We start from the raw sequence: 18,355 nt of genomic DNA, 5'->3' as shown, positions 1-18,355 counted from the left end.
AAAATCAAAAAATAAATAAAATAAAAAAATAAAAAGGAGAAGAATGAGCTCGGCTGCAGAAATATTAGTTGTTTTTCTTTCTATAGCTCTTGCAGTTTTCATCACGCTTGGAATTGTTACTTTTATTCTAGTAATTCGTGTAACTCGCCAAATTGGTGATGTTGCAGAAAAAATGCAAAATATAACAGCAAGTATTGATGGAATCGCACAAAATGTCGCTCAGGTGACTTCACCGATAATTATCGGAAAAACAATTTTTGACATTTTTAATAAATTTAAAACTAAAAAGGAGAAAAAATAATGAGTAAAAAATTTGGACTAGGATTAGCTGTTGGTGCTTTAGTTGGCGCAGTTGCTGGAATTTTAACTGCTCCTAAAAGTGGTGAAGAAACTCGAAAAGATTTAAAATTAAAAGCTAAAAAAGTTGCTGATGTAGCCACTCAAAAAACCGGTGAAGTTGCTGAAAACGCAGGTGAATTCGTTGAAGAAACTAAAGAAAAAGTTACTGAATTTGCCGAAGGCGCTAAAAGTAAAACTGGTGAAGTTGTAGAAAATGCAAAAAAAGAAGCTGGTAAAATTCAAAAACGCGCCCTAAATACTTTCGAAGGTGCTAAAAAAGGTTTTGAAAAGAAAGTTTAATTATAGAAAATCGCTCAATCAAATTTGAGCGATTTTTATTTTATTAATCAATTAGTATAAAACTATTTTTGCCTTTTTTAAGTAGACCTTTTTCAGTTATTTGAATATCCTCTTTGAGTTTATTACCGTTAAATGAAATTGAATTTGCTGAAATCAACCTTTTGGCCTCACCTTTGCTTTTAGCAAGATTCGTTTCAATTAATATTTCGCTAACAGTTTTATCTTTTGGAGCAACAGGAATTTCATATTTTAATACTTCGATTTCAGCTTTAGTTAGATTTTCGAAAGCTTTTCCGCCAAAGAGGACTTCTGTTGCAGAAATTACATTTTTTGCAACTTCTTCTCCATGAACAATTTCTACGACATTTTTTGCCAATGCTTTTTGAGCAATTCGTAAGTGCTGATTTTCCTGATGATTTTTTTCAATTGTTTCAATTTCTTCTTTTGAAAGCGTTGTTAGAATTTTTAGATATTCGAAAACGCTTTGATCATCTGAGTTAAGAAGGAATTGATACATTTTGAATGGTGATGTTTTTGAAGCATCGAGCCATAAAGCTCCGCCTTCTGACTTACCAAATTTTCGGCCAGTTGAACGATTAATAAGGAGAGGGGCTGTCATTGCAAAAACTTCAGCGCCTTCTTTCTTTCGAATTAAATTTACACCAGAAAGTAAATTTCCCCACTGATCACTTCCTCCAATTTGAAGTGAAACGCCGTTATTTTTGTATAAATACCAAAAATCATAACCTTGGAGAAGAGTATATGTAAATTCTGCAAAACTTAATCCACTACCATTATTTATTCTACTTTTGAAAAAATCTCGGCTTATTAGTTCCGCCATATTAAAGTTTTTACCAATATCACGTAAAAAAGGTATTAACTCTATTTTTGAAAGCCAATCCGCATTATTTACAACTTCAAAATCTTGCCCAGCAAAAAGTTTCGAAACTTGAGATTTGAGAGCCTCGGTATTTTTAGCTACTATTTCAGGCGAGAGGAGTTGACGCTCTTCAGTGTCGCGCATATCACCAATCATTCCAGTACCACCACCAATCAGAAGAACTACTTTATGACCATGATCAAGAAATCGCCTAACCATCATATAAACACTTAAATGACCAATATGAAGGCTGTCAGCGGAAGGGTCGGCGCCAAGATAGATGGTTCGCTTTTCACCATCTAAAACTTTTGAATCTTGAAAAGTGGTTTGATTCCAGAAACCACGCCATTTTAGCTCCTCTGATAACTTCATTTACTCTCCCATTATTATATTTTATTATTAACTATATTAACACAAAAAAAGCTTTTTTTCCAGTATTATAAAAATTAAAAAATCTTGAAAACCATAAGCAATTGCGGTATAATTGAGTGTAATATGGATAGAAGAAAAATACTCAATAAAGATGGGAAATCTGTTGAAAAACGAACTGCTTTTAAAAAAGTGAGTTCACTAAAAAAACAGAATAACCTAAGTTTATATACAAATTTAGCTCATCGAAGGAAAGAAAAGAAAGATTCGAAAGCTCGGGAGCGAGCAGAGTATCTTGCAAGCCTACCGAAAGACCCAGTGAAGAGATTTTTTTATCGTCTTCATCCAAAACGAGTTTTAAAGTATTGGTTTAGTAAGCGCGGTTTATTTATGGCTTTAAAAATTTCCGCAGTATTTATTGTTGTCGCTGTGGTAGGAATCGCAGCAGCTTTCGCCTATGTTTCGAAAGATTTAAATCAAATCAAACCAGAAGAATTAGCTAAGAGAGTCCAGACTACAGTTTCGAAATACTATGATAGAAATGGTGAGCTTTTGTGGGAGGATAAGGGTTCTGGTGATTATAAGCTAGTTGTTGATAATTCTGAGATTTCAGACTATGTTAAAAAAGCAACTGTTGCTATTGAAGACCGAGATTTTTATAAGCATAAGGGTGTTGATTTAACTGCGATTATTCGTGCTTTTGTAAATAACTTTAGGGGTGGAGCAACTCAGGGTGGCTCAACCTTGACACAACAGCTTATTAAACAGGTTTATTTCTCTAATGAATCTAGCGATCGTGGACTCAGTGGAGTTCCTCGAAAAATTAAAGAGATGATTCTTGCGGTTCAAGTTGAACAAATGTATAATAAAGACCAAATTCTTTCATTATATTTGAATGAATCTCCATATGGTGGCCGTCGAAACGGAGTTGAATCTGGTGCACGAACTTATTTTGGCAAAAGTTCGAAAGATCTAACTTTGGCTGAGGCCGCATTATTAGCTTCTATCCCTAATAATCCAGCAGTTTATAATCCATATAATATAAGTTATAATAAGAGCTTGATTGAGCGCCAGCATAAGGTTTTGAATGATATGGTTTCTTGTGGATTTATTACTGAAAAAGAAGCAAAAGAAGCTAAAGAATTCGATATTCTTGCAACAATTAAGCCAGAAAAAGACCAATATACAAATATTAAGGCACCACATTTTGTTCAAGAGGTTAAAAAGAAGCTTGAAGAAAAACTTGGTGTTAAGGTTGTTGGTGCTGGTGGTTTAACTGTTAAAACTACAGTTGATTTAAAGGCTCAGTCTATTGCTGAAAATGCCGTTAACGCTGGTGCTAAAACTTTATATGTTAGTGGCGCTGATAATATTGCTATGACATCTGTTGATGTTGCAACTGGGCAAGTTATTGCTCAAGTTGGATCGGTTGATTATAATAAAGCTGGCTATGGTCAAACTAATGCTTCAACTTCATCTCTTGATCCAGGCTCAAGTATCAAACCTATTGTCGATTACGCGGCTTTATTTAATAAGAAAGATACAGTTTATACACCAGGAACAATTTTAAAGGACGAAAATATCGATTCGCAATATTGTAATGGAACATATGGAGCTTGTCAGCTAAGGAATGCTTCGAAACAATTTTACGGTAGTGTACCAATTAGGTTTAGTCTTGGAAATTCTTTGAATATCGCAGCGGTTAAGGCATTGAGTATTGTTGGCGTTGATGAAGGTTTGAGTGTCGCACAACAGCTTGGTGATAAATCTTATTGTAAAAATAGTAATGCTGGTCTTTCTGCTGCAATTGGTGGTGGATGTTCGGTTCATCAGGATGAGCACACAAACGCTTTTGCATCTATTGCCCGAGGTGGTGTCTATAAAGAATTAACATATTTTACCGAAGTTAAAAATTCATCAAATCAAAAGATTTTTGAGTGGAAAGACGAATCAAAACAGGTGATCGATTCGCAGGCCGCATATGAATTGACCGATATTCTTGCTGATCCAAGTGCTCGAACAACTACATTTGGCGGTCAAAGTCGAAGTTATGGATTTACGGTTCCTGGGGTTTGGACAGCTTCGAAAACTGGAACAACAGATAACGGAAAAGGTGCTGCCAAGGACTCCTGGATGATGAGTTATTCTCCTGTAGTTGCAACAGGTGTTTGGAGCGGAAATCATGATGGTCGGGCTTTGCGCTCTCCTGATAATAGCCCTGTGCGTAGAGTAATTAATGAATATATGCGCGATGTTCACCATCAAGTTTACGCTTCTAACGGTAAATGGAGATCTGGTGATAAAATTGAAAGACCATCTGGAATTCGAAACTGTACAATAAATGGTAAGAATGACATTTGCCCATCTTGGTGGGATAAAAATAAAACTGGTTCAGTCTCAAGAGAAATTGAGTTTGATAGTATTTCGAAAAAGAAAGCAACTAAATGTACACCAGAATCTACTCGAGTTAAACTAACTGTTTTTGAAACAACTGACCCGGTTTCTAAAAAGAAGACAATAACTGCGCCAGAAGGTTATGATGTAAACGAAGAAGATAATATCCATAACTGTTCAGATTCACAGCCATCTATCTCAAGTGTTTCATACTCAAGGCACGCAAATTCAAATACTTATCGAATAAATATAAATATTGCAAAGGGGAATTTTGATATAACTTCGGTAGTGATTAAGGTTGATGGCGCAACAATTAGTACTGCTCTTCCAACTGGAAATATACTCTCAACAGATTATACGTTTAATAAAGCTAGTCAAAATATTACAGTTGAAGTTACCGACTCTGGTGGTTATAAAGTTTCCAAAAGTTATACAGGCCCTTCCACTATAGGTACGGAAAATACAACGGGTTCTTCAAACTAAAAATAAAACTACTCCTGATGGAGTAGTTTTATTATCGCCGATTTTGCATCGCATTTATAATAGATTGGATAAAGTCACCAATTCCGCCCGGAATGTTAACAAAAAAGTTAAGAATCCAAATTAACAAGAAGATTAGAACTGTTGCACCAATAGCGCTACCGAATCCAAAAGCTATTCCGCGAAAGAAATTAACTTTATAAATCGTCCAGCGACTTGGATAAATATCGTTAAAAACTTCTTCAAGCAAACCAATTTGAGCTCCGCGCGCATTGTCGTCGGCTAGTTTTTTTGCAGATTTTTTTAGAATTTTATTCATCGGAATTATTTTAACATAAATATTCTAAAAACGCAAGCTCTTTGATTTTATTGAGAGATAGTGATAAAATAGATACAGAAGGAGTTGGATTAAATGAGCGAAGAATTAATAAAAGCCGAATCTAATTTATCGAAGTTAGCTTTCGAAAATTTACAAAAATGGCTTTTAGATGAAAAATATCATGAATTTAAAGCGCAAATTTTGAATTTAATCAAAAACGAAAATTGGGATGAGCTTGAGGACTCATTTTTTAAAATTTTGGAATTTGGTACGGCTGGCCGACGTGGGAAAGTTGGTGCTGGCTCTAACCGCATTAATTTAGTTACAATTTCGGAAAGTGCACAGGCTCTTGCGAATTATTTAAAATCGCTCGATATTAATTCACCAAGTATTGCAATTGCTTGGGATGTTCGAAATTCCTCTTGTGAGCTTTCAAAAAAATGTGCTGAAATTTTAGCCGCAAATAATATTGAAGTTTTTTATTTTGATACTCCACGCTCGACTCCGGAATTATCTTTTACAGTTCGAAATCTTAAAACTTCAGCGGGAATTGTGATTTCAGCCAGTCATAATCCGCCAGAAGATAATGGAATTAAGATCTACTGGAATGATGGCGCACAAATTTCAGCTCCACACGACAAAAAATTAATGAAAATTGCTAAAAATATTGAAGAATTTAAAACTGGCAATTTTGATGAATTTGTAAAAAACGGTAAAATTAAAATTTTGGGTGAAGAAAATGACTATTCTTATATCAAGGCTAATGCGAAATTATCTTTATCAAAAAATAGAAATGTAAAAATTATTTTTTCACCGATTCACGGAACTGGAACGACTAATTTATTAAAAACTCTTCAGTTTGTAGGTTTCGAAAATATCATTATTGTTGATGAGCAGATAAATTTTGATGGTAATTTTTCAACACTTCAAGATAGGAAACCTAATCCGGAAAATCTTTCTGCAAATAGAATGGTGATTTTAAAATTAAGAAAAGAACAAGCAGATATTGCCCTAACTACTGACCCAGATGCTGATCGAATTTGTGTAATGAGTCTTGAAAAAAATGGGGAGGTTCGAAGTTTTTCAGGCAATCAAACTGCAATTTTGGTGACTGATTATATTCTTTCAAAGAAGCAAAAGGATCGAAATAAATATGCTGAACTTTATTTCGGGAATCGTGACTTTATTTGCAAAAGTTTTGTAACTACTGATATGCTAAATGTTTTAGCTAAAAAATATGGCGTAAAAATTTATGATGATTTGCTGGTTGGGTTTAAATTTATTGGAAAAAAAATATCACAAAAAGAAACGCTTGGAGAGAAATTTATTGCTGGATTTGAAGAAAGCCTTGGCGGGCTTATTGGTTCACAGACTAGAGATAAGGATGCTGCAACAATTGGATTGATGATAGCCGAGCTTGCATCGGAATTAAAGCTTAAAAATCAAACTTTGGGTGAGAGGCTTGATGAAATTTATGCTGAAAATGGATATTTTGTTGAAAAGACCGAATCTCTTGAATTTAGTGGCGCTGAAGGGTTTGTAAAAATGCAAGAAATTATGCAAAAAATGCGAATTGGAAATAAAAATTTTGGTGCATTAAAGATGCGAGATTTCGAAAATTTAACTGAGTTAGATTTTTCAACAAATAAAAAAAATAGTTTTAAAATGCTGGAAAATGGAAATGCGGTAAGTTTTATTTTTGATTCAGAAGATAGAAGAATTACAATTCGACCAAGCGGAACTGAGCCAAAAATGAAAATTTATGCTCAATGGCGTTTCGAAAATAAACAAGATTGTGTAAAGATTGAGAATATTTTAAGTGATTTTAAGGAGAGGATTTTAAATGAGTGTTAATCGATTAGTAGAAAAATTTAAGCCCGAACATTATGAATTAAAGCTTGATTTAACGCAAGTAAAAAATCGTGAATTTAATGGAATTGTTGATATTTTTGGCGAGATTAATAATGAAAAAGAAATTACGTTTCATTCGAAAGATTTAGAAATCAAAAATATTATTTCTTCTAACGACATAAAATTGAACTTTTCGAAAGCTGAAAATGATGAAATTTTAGTGAATATTGAAAAACTTAACTTTAAAAAAGGTGATAAAATCCAACTTAAAATTGAGTTTTCTGGTAAAATAACAGATGCGATGCATGGATTATATCCTTGCTACTATAAAGAAAATGGTGAGAAAAAAGAGCTTTTTGCAACTCAATTTGAAAGCCATCATGCTCGTGAGGTTTTTCCGTGTATTGATGAGCCTGAAGCAAAGGTAACTTTTTCATTAGAGATTAGAGCTTTGAGCGATCTTGAAGTTTTGTCGAATACTGAAATTATCGAAAAAAATGAAAATGGCAATATCCAGCAGGTCAGATTTGCTAAAACACCAAAAATGTCAACATATTTATTAGCATTTGTATTGGGCGATTTTCAACGAGTTTCGAAAAAGACTAAAAGTGGTGTTGAAGTTTCAGTTCTGGCAACAAAAGCTCAAAAGTCTGAATTAATGGAATTTCCACTTAGTTTTGCGGTGCGGGTTTTAGAATTTTATGAAGATTTTTTTGGTCAAAAGTTCCCGCTTTCAAAATGCGACCACATTGCTTTGCCAGATTTTTCTAGTGGTGCGATGGAGAACTGGGGTTTAATTACCTATCGTGAAACTGCATTGCTCGCTGGTAAAAATTCCTCTATATCTTCAAAAAAATATGTCGCGTTAGTGATTGCGCATGAAACTTCACACCAATGGTTTGGAAACCTTGTAACAATGAAATGGTGGGATGAGCTTTGGCTAAATGAATCTTTCGCAACGATGATGGAATATTTAGCAACTGACGCTCTAGAACCAAAATGGAGAATTTGGGAAGAGTTTGCAGTTAATGAAGCTGTTTTAAGTCTGCGCCGTGATGCGATTGACGGTGTTCAGGCGGTTCATGTCCCAGTTCATCATCCAGATGAAATTAGCACTATTTTTGATGGTGCAATTGTTTATGCAAAGGGTGCTCGCTTAATGAATATGCTTCGAAGATATGTTGGGAACGATGCATTTCAAAAAGGTTTGCAAAGATATTTTGATAAGTTTAAATATCAAAATACAATTGGCGAGAATTTATGGGATTGCCTGAGCGAAGCTTCTGGTAAAAATGTCGCAGATTTTATGAATCCTTGGCTTTTAAAAAGTGGCTATCCGAGTGTTTTAGCTGAAGGAGATGGTGAAGAATTAAAATTATCACAAAAGCAATTTTTTATTGGTGAAGGTAAAGATAGTGGGCGAATTTGGCCAATTTTACTTGGCTCAAATCAAAATAATTTGCCTGAGATTATGGATTCGAAAGATTTAACTTGTAAGAAAAGTTCAGATTTTGTTCAGCTAAATCAAGGGAATGTTGCTCATTTTATTACAAATTACAGCCAAAATCTTTTCGAAAATTTGCTTGAAAAGGTTAGAGATGGTGATTTAGATACAATTTCTCGCCTTCAAATTCTTCAGGAGCGTTCTTTGCTCTCACGCGGTGGCGAAATTCCAAGCGTTGAGCTGCTGCGAACTTTAGAGAGTTATGATAAAGAAACTTCTTTAACGGTTTGGGACATGATTAGTCTTTTAATTGGCGAATTGAAAATTTTTATTGATGAAGATTCTGTGAGTTCGAAAAAAATGAAAAAATTTGTTGGCAATTTAGCTCAAAATGAATTTGAAAAACTTGGATTTATCAAAAAAACTGGCGAAGATGAAGAGGATACGCAAAAACGTAGCTCAATTTTGGCTCACATGATTTATGCTGAAAATAAAAAAGCTATCTCAGGCGCTTTAGATATTTTCGAAAATTCGCCGAATATGGAAGATATTGATTCGGAAATTCGAAGTTTAATTTTAACTGCAAAGATTCGTTTCGAAGAATCTCCAGAATTAGTGCAAAGAATGCTCGAAAATTATAAGAATACTTCAAATGTTGATTATCGAGATGATATTATGGTAGCTTTAACTTCAACTAAGAATATTCGAACTGGTAAATTACTTCTTGAAAAAATGCTTGAGAATGATATAATTCGAACGCAGGATATCTTAAGCTGGTATGTTCATTTACTCCGAAATTTGAAGACTCGAGAGCTAGCATGGAAGTGGCTACGTGAAAATTGGAAATTAATTGAGGAAAAATTTGATGGCGATAAAAGTTATAATGATTTTCCGCGATATTCAGGTGCGATTTTGCGAACCGAGAAACAGCTCCAAGAATTTAAAGAGTTTTTTGAGCCCCTAAAAAACGACCCAAGTTTAACTAGGGCGATCGAGATGGGCGAGCGAGAAATCGCCGGGCGAGTTGATTTGATTAAACGAGACAAAACTGCTATTGATAAATTTTTACAAAATATTTAAACTTAAAACCGACCATACTCAACGGTCGGTTTTACTTTATTTTGATAAAAAGAATCTTTCGAAATTTACCATATTTTGTGGTGTGATTTCATCTGGGTTTTTATCTTCTAGATCGCTTAACTTTGCAAGAATTTTAGCTTTATCAATTTTAGAGCCTATTAGAACGAGTTCAGTTTTTGGCGTTTCATCTTTCCAATCTTCGCTGTAAATATCAATAGTTTTGCCAACTAGCTGAACTATATATTTCTGCTCGTACCCTTTCATCCCAAAGTAGCAAATTCCTTTCATTCGAAAAAGATTTTTAGGTAAATTATCAAGAAAACTTAGGAATTTTTGAGGATTTAGTGGTTTTACCGTTTCGAAGGCTAAAGATTGAAATTGATTGTGGATGTGGTCTTTGTGATCATGCTCGTGTTCTTCATTTTTCTCGTTATTCTTTTGATCGGATTTTTGCCAAGAAAAAATTAAATCAGGATTAATTTTTGAGTTTTGACTTTCAATAATTGGTGAATTTGGGTTTAATTTTCTAATGAATTTACGGATTTCTTGAATTTTATTTTTTGAAATTAAATCGGTTTTATTTAAAACAATAATGTCGCTCGCTTTGAGACATTTTTTAAAATGTGTTGGAAAATCTTTCTTGGAATTTTCGAAATTTTGAGCGTCAATTAAATAAATATTTCCACCGAAATAAGAATATTGATTTCCAGAATATTGCAGGGTTTTAAGCAAATCGTAAGGTTCAGCAATTCCACTAGCTTCAATTATGATTGCATCAAGTTGCGAATCTTTATTTGCTAATTTCGAAAGTGGTTCGCTTAATCCGTTATCGCCAATCATACAGCAAATACAGCCATTACTAAGCTCAATTTTTTGCTCATTGATCCCATTAGAAATTAATTTACTGTCAATATTTATTATGCCAAAATCATTCACAATTGCACCAATTTTTAGGTTTGGGCTTGATTTTAAAATGTGGTTTAAAAGTGTGGTTTTGCCTGATCCTAAAAAACCAGAAATCATTATAACTGGAATTTTTCGATTTTTTTGTTTTTTTGCTTTAATTTCTGTTTTTGAAAAATCATCAAAAATATCTTTCGAAAAGTTTGAAATGTCAAAATCTTCATTATTCATAAAACCAGTTTAACAGATTTTTAGAAAGCCTGCAAGATTTGCATTTTTAGAGAATATATGGTATAATTTGAAAGTTGCATTTTGCAAAGAAATTTTAGAAAGATGAGGTGGAATCTTATGAAGATTTCAAAAATCGTAACGATGAAAAACTTGGATACTAGCAAAAATGAGGAAATTAAATTAAGCACGAAGGAAATTCGTGAATTTAATTTTCCAAAAAAGGACTATATTATCAATAAGGTATTTATTGATAATCTGTGGCTAAAAATTGCGCTTATTATATGGTTTTTGATTTTGATTGTTTTATTAATATTCGAAAAAATCAGTCAGAATTATGATCTTTTATCGGTATTAATATTTGCAAGCTTAACGACCATAACGATCGTTGCTAATTTCCCGATCTTTAAGCTATACTTCTTCGGTGAGGGAATTCTCAACATTAAAAAAAGGCTAATAGCCAACTGGATGTGGGTTTATAATAAAAAAGCTGAGTCGCATAAGAACTGCACGGAAGTGGAGAAAAGAGATTGTAGCTTTGAAAAGAGAGCTTTCGAAGAGATAAATAAATTCGCAATTAGATTTTATTTTTCTCATTTAGCTTTTGCTTTAACTTTATTGCTCATAGCAACAATGCTTTTAATAGTTGAAAGTCAGCCAGACAAAATATCGCTTATTATTGTCGCAGGTTTATGGGTTCTTATGGAGTTTTACCTCTGGGCAATCCGCTGTTTCATTAGAACAAAAGCAAGAATGCGCTATAATGTTTCTCCAAGAGTTGACAATGATAATGCATTAGAATTTTCTTTAAATGGCAATTATGTCATTGAAGAATAGGTTGAGTTCGCTCATCAAAGATTGTAAGTTTTTTCATCTAAAGCCCTGCTAATTATGCGGGGTCTTCTTTTTTTGAAAATCTGGTATAACATATTTTAATTCATAGTTTACAAAAGGACTTTAGAAGCGTATTTTTATGCAAAAAAAGAGATATTTTATTAAAACCTACCTTTTTAACAATATAAAAGGGTTAGGTCTTTATCTTGCTAAAACTCGAAGGATTGCTTTTATTCTTTGTTTATCATTTTTCTTGTTTCTTTAGAATAGTTTATATATCTTTGCTTGCTGAGTAGGGAATTTACAATTGACAAAAAATGTAAAAATAGGTATAATATTTATATTCTATATATTTTTGGAGGTAACAAAAATGTTATTATATGAAGTTCTTTTTAAAGAGGAAAGTAGAAATTATTGTGAGGGCGAATTGTATCTTTACCCATTAGTTTCAGATGTTAAGATGGCTTTGGCGGCGATTAAAGACTGCGATATTGAAGAGTTAGAGACTATTTTAACAATTGCGGCAGAATTCCATAGCAATGTTGAATATAGTGAGGAATACGATGAAGATCGAGAAAAATTAGAAAAAGTTTTGAATTTTCTGGAAAGTTTCAAGAGGCGGTTTTCTGAAGCGGTTGACAAAAGCATCCTAAATACTCCAAAGCAAATGGCATCTGCTATTGCTGGAAATATTATCAATTTGATCACGCAAGATGATCAGCTTGGATTTGAGGAATCTGTGGTAATTCTCCACTCCTTAAGACCTATTGTTGATAGGTTAGCTAGTGAGAGTGAAAGCGAAATTGAGAGTGAAATTGAGAGTGAAAGCGAAAGTGAAAGTGAAATTGAAATTGAAAGGCTCATGAACAATATATATTTCACGGGGTTGAGTATCTGTGAAAGATACAATACCTATGGTATAAATTTTGTGATTATTATAAGTAGCAATTACAAATGGTCTATCGACCAATTTATAAGAGGATGTAATTCTCATCTTGATAAGATAATCTATCGCGGTCTTTCTTCAATTTTGTGCTCGAAAACTGAAATTAGAAAGCTTGACAATAATTTGAAGAAGGATCTAAAAAGAGCTTATAAGGCTCTTACTAAAAAAGGCTATGAGTTCAGCTTAATTGAGAGATACCGTGCTTCACGCTTATGATTTAGGGCCCCACGGGCTCTTTTTTATTTGACTTTAAACTTGAAATTTGATAAAATAAGAATACTAAAATATTACTTGTTCGAAGAATCCGACCTAAAAATAACTTTTCGAACGCTTTAATTTAAGGAGAAAAATGACTGATAATTTTAATGAGAAGCAGGCTCGAAAGCGTGCTAACTTGCAGAAAAAAGCTCAAGATTTGCAAAAAAATCGAGATAAATATGTTGGAAATACTAAAAATGAAAGCAATGAGAAGAATGCAAAAATCGCTCAAAAAGCTAAGAATATTTCAAAGCAAACTCGAGTTCAAAAATCTGACACTAAAAAGGTGAATTTACCAACAACAACGCGTCGTGGTGCGGTTGTGCGAGCTCAACGAATGATTTCGAATGATATTAATATGCGCGCAACTCAGCATATTGTTAATATTCCTGTTAATAAATCACTTTTTAACGGTTTTAATGGTGAGCAGCTAACAGCTTCAAAATTGAAAAAACTTCGCCCAGAAAAGGATAGTGTGCGAGTAATTCCGCTCGGTGGCTTGGGTGAATTTGGAATTGGTAAAAATATGTTCGCAATTGAATATATGGATGAAATTTTAGTGATTGATATGGGTTCGATTTTTCCGAATGAAGACTACCCTGGTGTAAATTTCATGACGCCAGATATCACTTATCTAAAAGATAACATGCACAAAGTTAAGGCTGTTGCATTTACGCACGCTCACCTTGATCATATTGGTGCTGTCCGCCAGCTTTTACCTGAATTTGGAAATAATATTCCAATTTATGCAACCGATTTCACGATTGGAATGATTAAACGCCAGATGGAAGAGGCGGTTGTCGAAGTTTCGCCAAATTATCAAATTGTTGACCCATTCAAACATGAGCAAATTAGAATTTCGAAATATATGACACTTGAATTTGTGCATGTTTTACACTCGATTCCTGGCTGTGTGGCAATGGTTATTCGTACGCCAAATGGGAATATTGTTCATATGGGTGACTGGCGTTTCGAAAACGATCCGGTTGATACTCAATTCGATCTCCCACGGCTTGCTGAAATTGCGCAAACCGAAGGTGTTGATCTATTGATGAACGAAAGTACTAATATTGATACACCAGGAACACACCCACACAGTGAGTATTCTATTGGTGAAAGTGTTGGCGAAGTGATGACGGCGTATCCACATGCACGATTAATTTTTTCTTGTTTTTCAAGCCAGATTTACCGCCTGCAATTAATTTTAGATGAAGCAGTAAAGCACGACCGCAAGGTTGCGTTTGCTGGATTTTCAATGATTAATGCGATTGAAATTGCATTGAGGTCACGAAAAATTAAAGTTCCAAAAGATGTTATTGTAAAAATGGAAGATATCGTGAAGCTTGATGATTCGAAAGTTACGATCGTCTGCACTGGCTCACAAGGTGAATTAAACGCTGTTCTAAACCGAATGGCAACTGGCGCTCACCGATTTGTTAAAATTAAAGCAACAGATGTTGTGGTATTTTCTTCAAGTCCGATTCCAGGAAATGAGCCTCGTGTAGCTTCGACCGTTGATGGGCTCTTGCGGGAAGGTGCCGGCGTAATTCAGCACGGTCGCGGTCATTATCACGGCATTGGTCCACTCCATCTTTCAGGGCATGCTTACTACGATGACCACGTTCGATTGGTGGAAACTATTCGCCCAAGAAATTACCTCCCAGTTCATGGTGAATTTTATATGCTCCAACATAATGCTGAAATGGCGCAGAAAGTTCTTGGATTAAAACGAGAAGAAATTCTTGTTGCTGACAGTGGTGATATCATTGAGCTTACAAAAGAAAAGAAAATTAAAAAAGGTGGTCGTGTTCATGTTGGTTCAATTCTTTATGATAACACTGGAAATACGGTTCATGATGCTGTTGTGAAAGACCGATTGCATATTTCAACTGAAGGTATTTTCATTATCGTGCTAACAATTAGCAAGAAAACTGGCAGACTTCTTAAAACGCCGGATGTGATTTCGCGTGGATTTGTTTATCTAAAAGATAGCGAAGAATTGATTGGTAAAATTCGTCATTATTTGCGGATTAAAATCGACCGCGAAGTTGAACGAAAAGTTGAAATTGCTGACATGAAACAAGAAATCAAAGATGATATTTCGCACCTATTGTTTGATTCGACTGGTCATACGCCAATTGTTATTCCAGTAGTAAATAAAGTTTAATCTGTTTCGAAAATCGCTCAAAACGGGCGATTTTTTATTATTAACTAATTTTATCTGGTGCAACTATTATATAAATAAAACCACCTAAAAACAGGAGCAAATAATTAGATGTTTTTCGAAAATTGAAAAAAACTCCAAAAGATGTTAAAATTTAGTAATGAATTTAAATTCTTCGTTAGGTTTGGTAAAGGGTGTTGGTGAAAAAACTCTCGAGAAACTCGAAAGTGTTAATTTGCGAACTGTTGGTGATATTTTGGAGTTTTTTCCACGAAAATATGAGGATTTTGCAAGTTTAACTAGTTTAAGTGAGATTAAACCAGGGAAGGTTCTTTTTAAAGCTCATGCCGAAAAAGTTTCGATGCGTCGAGTTCGGCGTGGAATGACAATAACCGAGGCAATTTTAACTGACGGGAAAGATAAAATTAAAGCAATTTGGTTTAATCAGCCATACCGCGTAAAACAGCTTCAAGATGAAGAAGAATTTTTCTTTTCAGGAAAGTATGATTTTAACTATAATCGCTATCAAATTACGAATCCAAGTTTAATGAAGCGCGAAGAATTGCCAAAAAATCAAAATTTTTCAGGTAAAGGTGGAGAAATTGTACCGATTTACCCGCAAAAAAAAGGTTTAAAAACTGAAACAATTCGAAAAATTTTAACAGAATTAAAACCAATGATGAAGATTCTGCCTGAAACTTTGCCTGAAATTATTGTTCGAAAAGAAGAACTAATTTCACGCGCACAAGCAATTGAATGGGTGCATTTTCCTGGTTCGGCAGAAGAATTTAATCTAGCACTTGAACGGCTTGCTTTTGATGAAATTTTTGAGCTAATTTTGGCTGCAAAATTAAATAAAATTGAAAATGAGCAACTTCGTGGATACAATATCAAGCCAAAAATCCAAGATGTGAAGCAATTTGTTGGAAAGCTACCTTTTGATTTGACGCAATCGCAAAGGCTTTCTTCTTGGGAGATTATGCAAAATATGAGTCAGGATTTTCCGATGAACCGGCTTTTGCAAGGCGATGTTGGTTCCGGAAAGACAACCGTGGCGGCAATTGCGGCATTAAATGCGGTAAAAAATGGTTATCAAGTGGCAGTTTTTGCGCCAACTGAAATTCTTGCACAGCAATTAGCTGAAAATTTTTCAAAAACTTTGGCTTGGTGTGGTATTTCGATTGGCTTTCTTTCAGGAAAGGTAAAAGGAAAGGCTCGTAAAACACTTTTCGAAAATCTAAAAAATGGTAATCTTGATATTTTAGTCGGTACGAGTGCGATCATTCAAGAAAAAGTGGATTTTTTGAATCTCGGTTTGGTGATTATTGATGAACAGCACCGTTTTGGTGTTGCTCAAAGGCAAAAAATTCTTGAAAAATCTCACCAAAAAATGCCACATCTACTTGCAATGACTGCTACGCCAATTCCAAGATCGTTACAATTAACACTTTTTGGTGATTTGAGTATTTCAATATTGAAAGAAAAGCCTGAAGGGAGAAAGCCAGTTCAAACTGAAATCATCTCACCAGCTTCTCGTGCGCCGATGAATGCAAGGATTAGAGATGAAATTTCGAATGGACGGCAAGTTTTTGTAATTGTTCCGGCAATTCAAGAAGGAAAAAACGAGGAAATTAAAAGTGTTGAGGCAGAATTTAAACGATTAAAGCGTGATTTTAAGGAATTTAGAATTTTACAGCTTCATGGTAAAAAGAAGTCGGAAGAAAAAGAGCAAATAATGGCAGATTTTTTGGCAAAAAAAGCTGATATTCTGCTTTCAACTACCGTTATTGAAGTTGGAATTAACGTTCCGAATGCGAGTGTAATTGTTATTGAGAACGCGGATCGTTTTGGTTTAGCACAGCTTCATCAGCTTCGTGGGCGAGTTGGTCGTGGTGGTGGTGATGCTTTTTGTTATCTTGTAATGAGCTCAAATGCAAAACCGCCACAGAGGCTCCAAGAAATTTCGAAAACCAATGATGGATTTATTTTGGCGGAAAAGGATTTAGAACTTCGTGGTGCTGGTGAAATTTACGGCAAGGCACAAAGTGGAGAAATTAATCTGGAATTCGCAAGTATCGGTGACACAAAAATGATTTCGCGAGCACAATCTGCGGTGGATTTTTTGTTCGAAAATCAAAAATATTGGCAAGAATATTTGAGAGAAAAGCCAAAATCACTTGAAAAATACCAAAGATTAACTTTATTAAATTAGAAGCTTGACGAAAAAAATAAATTGTGCTAAAATTGAAAGGTAGTCGGCCACCAGGTCGGCATTTTTCATAAGAAATTATTTCGAAAGGATAAAATGGAAGATTTAAATATTAAACAAATGATGTTGGCGGCAAAAACAATTGCAGCTGAAAAAAATTTACCAGAAGAAAAAGTTTTAGAAGTTATTGAAATGGCGATTGCGGCTGCTTGGCGACGCGAGAACGGAAATCGTGACCAAAATGTTCGAGCAGAGCTAAATACTCAAACTGGTGATGCTGAAGTTTTTGTTCAATATGAAGTTGTTGACGGCGAAGAAGCTTATAATATTAATAACGAGATTTCTCTTGAAGATGCAAAAAAACTTGATGCAAATGCTGAAATTGGCGAAATTGTTGAAGAGAAATTCCCAGTTGAAACTTTTGGTCGTGTGGCCGCCCAAACTGCTAAGCAAGTTGTTTTGCAACGACTCCGTGAAGCTGAACGTGAGATTATTCTTGAAGAATTCGAAGATAAAGTTGGTACTATCGTAAGTGGTTCGGTTTCGAAAATTGACCAACGATTTGTGAGAATTGATTTAGGAAAAGCAAATGGAGTTATGCCACTCCGCGAACAAATTAATGGTGAATATTTTAGTGTTGGCCAGCGGATTAAAGTTCTTATTAAAGAAATTGAACGTGAAGGTCGTGCACCGGAGTTGATTCTTTCACGTGCAGATGCTAAATTCGTTGAAATTCTTTTCGAACAAGAAGTGCCAGAACTAGAAACTGGAATGGTTGAAATTGTGGCTATTGCTCGTGAGGCTGGTCGCCGAACTAAGATGGCGGTTCGTTCAATTATGAACGGTGTTGATCCAGTTGGAACTTTTGTTGGTAGTCGTGGTGTGCGAGTTCAATCTGTTATGAATGAAATTGGTGAACGTGAAAAAATTGATATTGTAACTTGGAGCGAAAACCCAAGCGAATTTATCCGTGAGGCGTTAAGTCCTGCAGAAGTTGTTGAAGTTCAAATTAAAGAAACTGGTGAAAACGAACGCAAACGAGCAACTGTGCTTGTGAGTGAAGATCAACAAAGTGTTGCAATTGGTCGCGCTGGGCAGAATGTTCGCCTTGCAAGTCGACTAACGGGCTATGAGCTTGATATTGAACTTGCTAAATCTACCGAAAAAAAACCACGTGGAAATGTTGAAGATGGCTTGTTCAGTGCTTTAAATGAAGCGACTGAAAGTGAAGTTGTTGAAAACCTCGACGGAGATGAAAGCGACCGCGAGAAATTCGGCGGAGAAGAACAATAAACATTTTAAGAGCTAGCAGGGTTGACTGCTAGCTTTTCTCGTGTTATAATTATTGCATTGGCTT

Annotated in this window: 13 protein-coding genes; 10 read left to right on the top strand and 3 right to left on the bottom strand. The window is 34.7% G+C overall.

Annotated elements, in window-relative coordinates; all coding sequences use genetic code 11:
- The first annotated feature begins 43 nt into the window (after positions 1-43).
- Both HXL38_002080 and HXL38_002075 read left to right on the top strand, forming a co-directional pair.
- Positions 44-301 carry a hypothetical protein gene (locus tag HXL38_002080; GenBank protein QWB90766.1) on the top strand — a complete coding sequence of 86 codons (258 nt, stop codon included), beginning with the start codon at positions 44-46 and terminating at the stop codon, positions 299-301.
- Complete coding sequence (locus HXL38_002075) at positions 301-639, top strand: YtxH domain-containing protein (GenBank protein QWB90765.1); 339 nt, start codon at positions 301-303, stop codon at positions 637-639. Before HXL38_002080 ends, HXL38_002075 begins: the two co-directional genes overlap by 1 nt.
- Before the next feature lie 43 nt (positions 640-682).
- On the opposite strand, the gene tyrS is transcribed toward HXL38_002075, so the two are convergent.
- Entirely contained in the window at positions 683-1,891 is a 1,209-nt protein-coding gene (gene tyrS, locus HXL38_002070; protein QWB90764.1) for a tyrosine--tRNA ligase, read from the bottom strand.
- A 123-nt stretch (positions 1,892-2,014) separates the two neighbouring features.
- Between tyrS and HXL38_002065 the strand changes: the two genes are divergently transcribed.
- The gene (locus HXL38_002065; GenBank protein ID QWB90763.2) at positions 2,015-4,765 is read left to right on the top strand and encodes a penicillin-binding protein; all 2,751 of its coding nucleotides are present in this window, start codon (positions 2,015-2,017) and stop codon (positions 4,763-4,765) included.
- Positions 4,766-4,796: 31 nt separating this feature from the next.
- Here the strand turns inward: HXL38_002065 and HXL38_002060 are convergent, their stop codons facing one another.
- Positions 4,797-5,081 carry a hypothetical protein gene (locus tag HXL38_002060; GenBank protein ID QWB90762.1) on the bottom strand — a complete coding sequence of 95 codons (285 nt, stop codon included), beginning with the start codon at positions 5,079-5,081 and terminating at the stop codon, positions 4,797-4,799.
- Positions 5,082-5,174: 93 nt separating this feature from the next.
- Between HXL38_002060 and HXL38_002055 the strand changes: the two genes are divergently transcribed.
- On the top strand, positions 5,175-6,935 hold the full coding sequence (locus HXL38_002055; protein QWB90761.1) for a phospho-sugar mutase: 1,761 nt from the start codon (positions 5,175-5,177) through the stop codon (positions 6,933-6,935).
- Positions 6,925-9,456 (top strand): M1 family metallopeptidase, encoded by a 2,532-nt coding sequence (locus HXL38_002050; GenBank protein ID QWB90760.1) that lies wholly within the window; start codon positions 6,925-6,927, stop codon positions 9,454-9,456. The genes HXL38_002055 and HXL38_002050 overlap by 11 nt, the downstream gene beginning before the upstream one ends.
- A 36-nt stretch (positions 9,457-9,492) precedes the next feature.
- Here HXL38_002050 and HXL38_002045 read toward each other — a convergent pair whose 3' ends face one another.
- The gene (locus HXL38_002045) at positions 9,493-10,590 is read right to left on the bottom strand and encodes a GTP-binding protein (GenBank protein QWB90759.1); all 1,098 of its coding nucleotides are present in this window, start codon (positions 10,588-10,590) and stop codon (positions 9,493-9,495) included.
- An 81-nt stretch (positions 10,591-10,671) separates the two neighbouring features.
- Between HXL38_002045 and HXL38_002040 the strand changes: the two genes are divergently transcribed.
- The 5 genes from HXL38_002040 to nusA all read left to right on the top strand — a co-directional run bounded on the left by HXL38_002040 (position 10,672) and on the right by nusA (position 18,291).
- A complete protein-coding gene (locus HXL38_002040) occupies positions 10,672-11,424 on the top strand; it encodes a hypothetical protein (GenBank protein QWB90758.2) in 753 nt (250 codons plus the stop codon).
- Positions 11,425-11,791: 367 nt separating this feature from the next.
- Positions 11,792-12,583 (top strand): hypothetical protein, encoded by a 792-nt coding sequence (locus HXL38_002035; GenBank protein ID QWB90757.1) that lies wholly within the window; start codon positions 11,792-11,794, stop codon positions 12,581-12,583.
- A gap of 133 nt (positions 12,584-12,716) precedes the next feature.
- Positions 12,717-14,792: a ribonuclease J gene (locus tag HXL38_002030; protein QWB90756.1), complete on the top strand. Its 2,076-nt coding sequence runs from the start codon at positions 12,717-12,719 to the stop codon at positions 14,790-14,792.
- 157 nt (positions 14,793-14,949) lie between these two features.
- Positions 14,950-17,001 (top strand): ATP-dependent DNA helicase RecG, encoded by a 2,052-nt coding sequence (gene recG / locus HXL38_002025; GenBank protein QWB90755.2) that lies wholly within the window; start codon positions 14,950-14,952, stop codon positions 16,999-17,001.
- Positions 17,002-17,094: 93 nt separating this feature from the next.
- Entirely contained in the window at positions 17,095-18,291 is a 1,197-nt protein-coding gene (gene nusA / locus HXL38_002020; GenBank protein QWB90754.1) for a transcription termination factor NusA, read from the top strand.
- The last annotated feature ends 64 nt before the right edge of the window (positions 18,292-18,355 follow it).

This window comes from Candidatus Saccharimonas sp. (genome assembly GCA_015256915.3).
Taxonomy (GTDB): Bacteria; Patescibacteriota; Saccharimonadia; order Saccharimonadales; family Saccharimonadaceae; genus Nanogingivalis.
The sequence above is the reverse complement of the archived record's forward strand: the minus strand, read 5'-3'. Positions and strand labels throughout refer to the sequence as shown.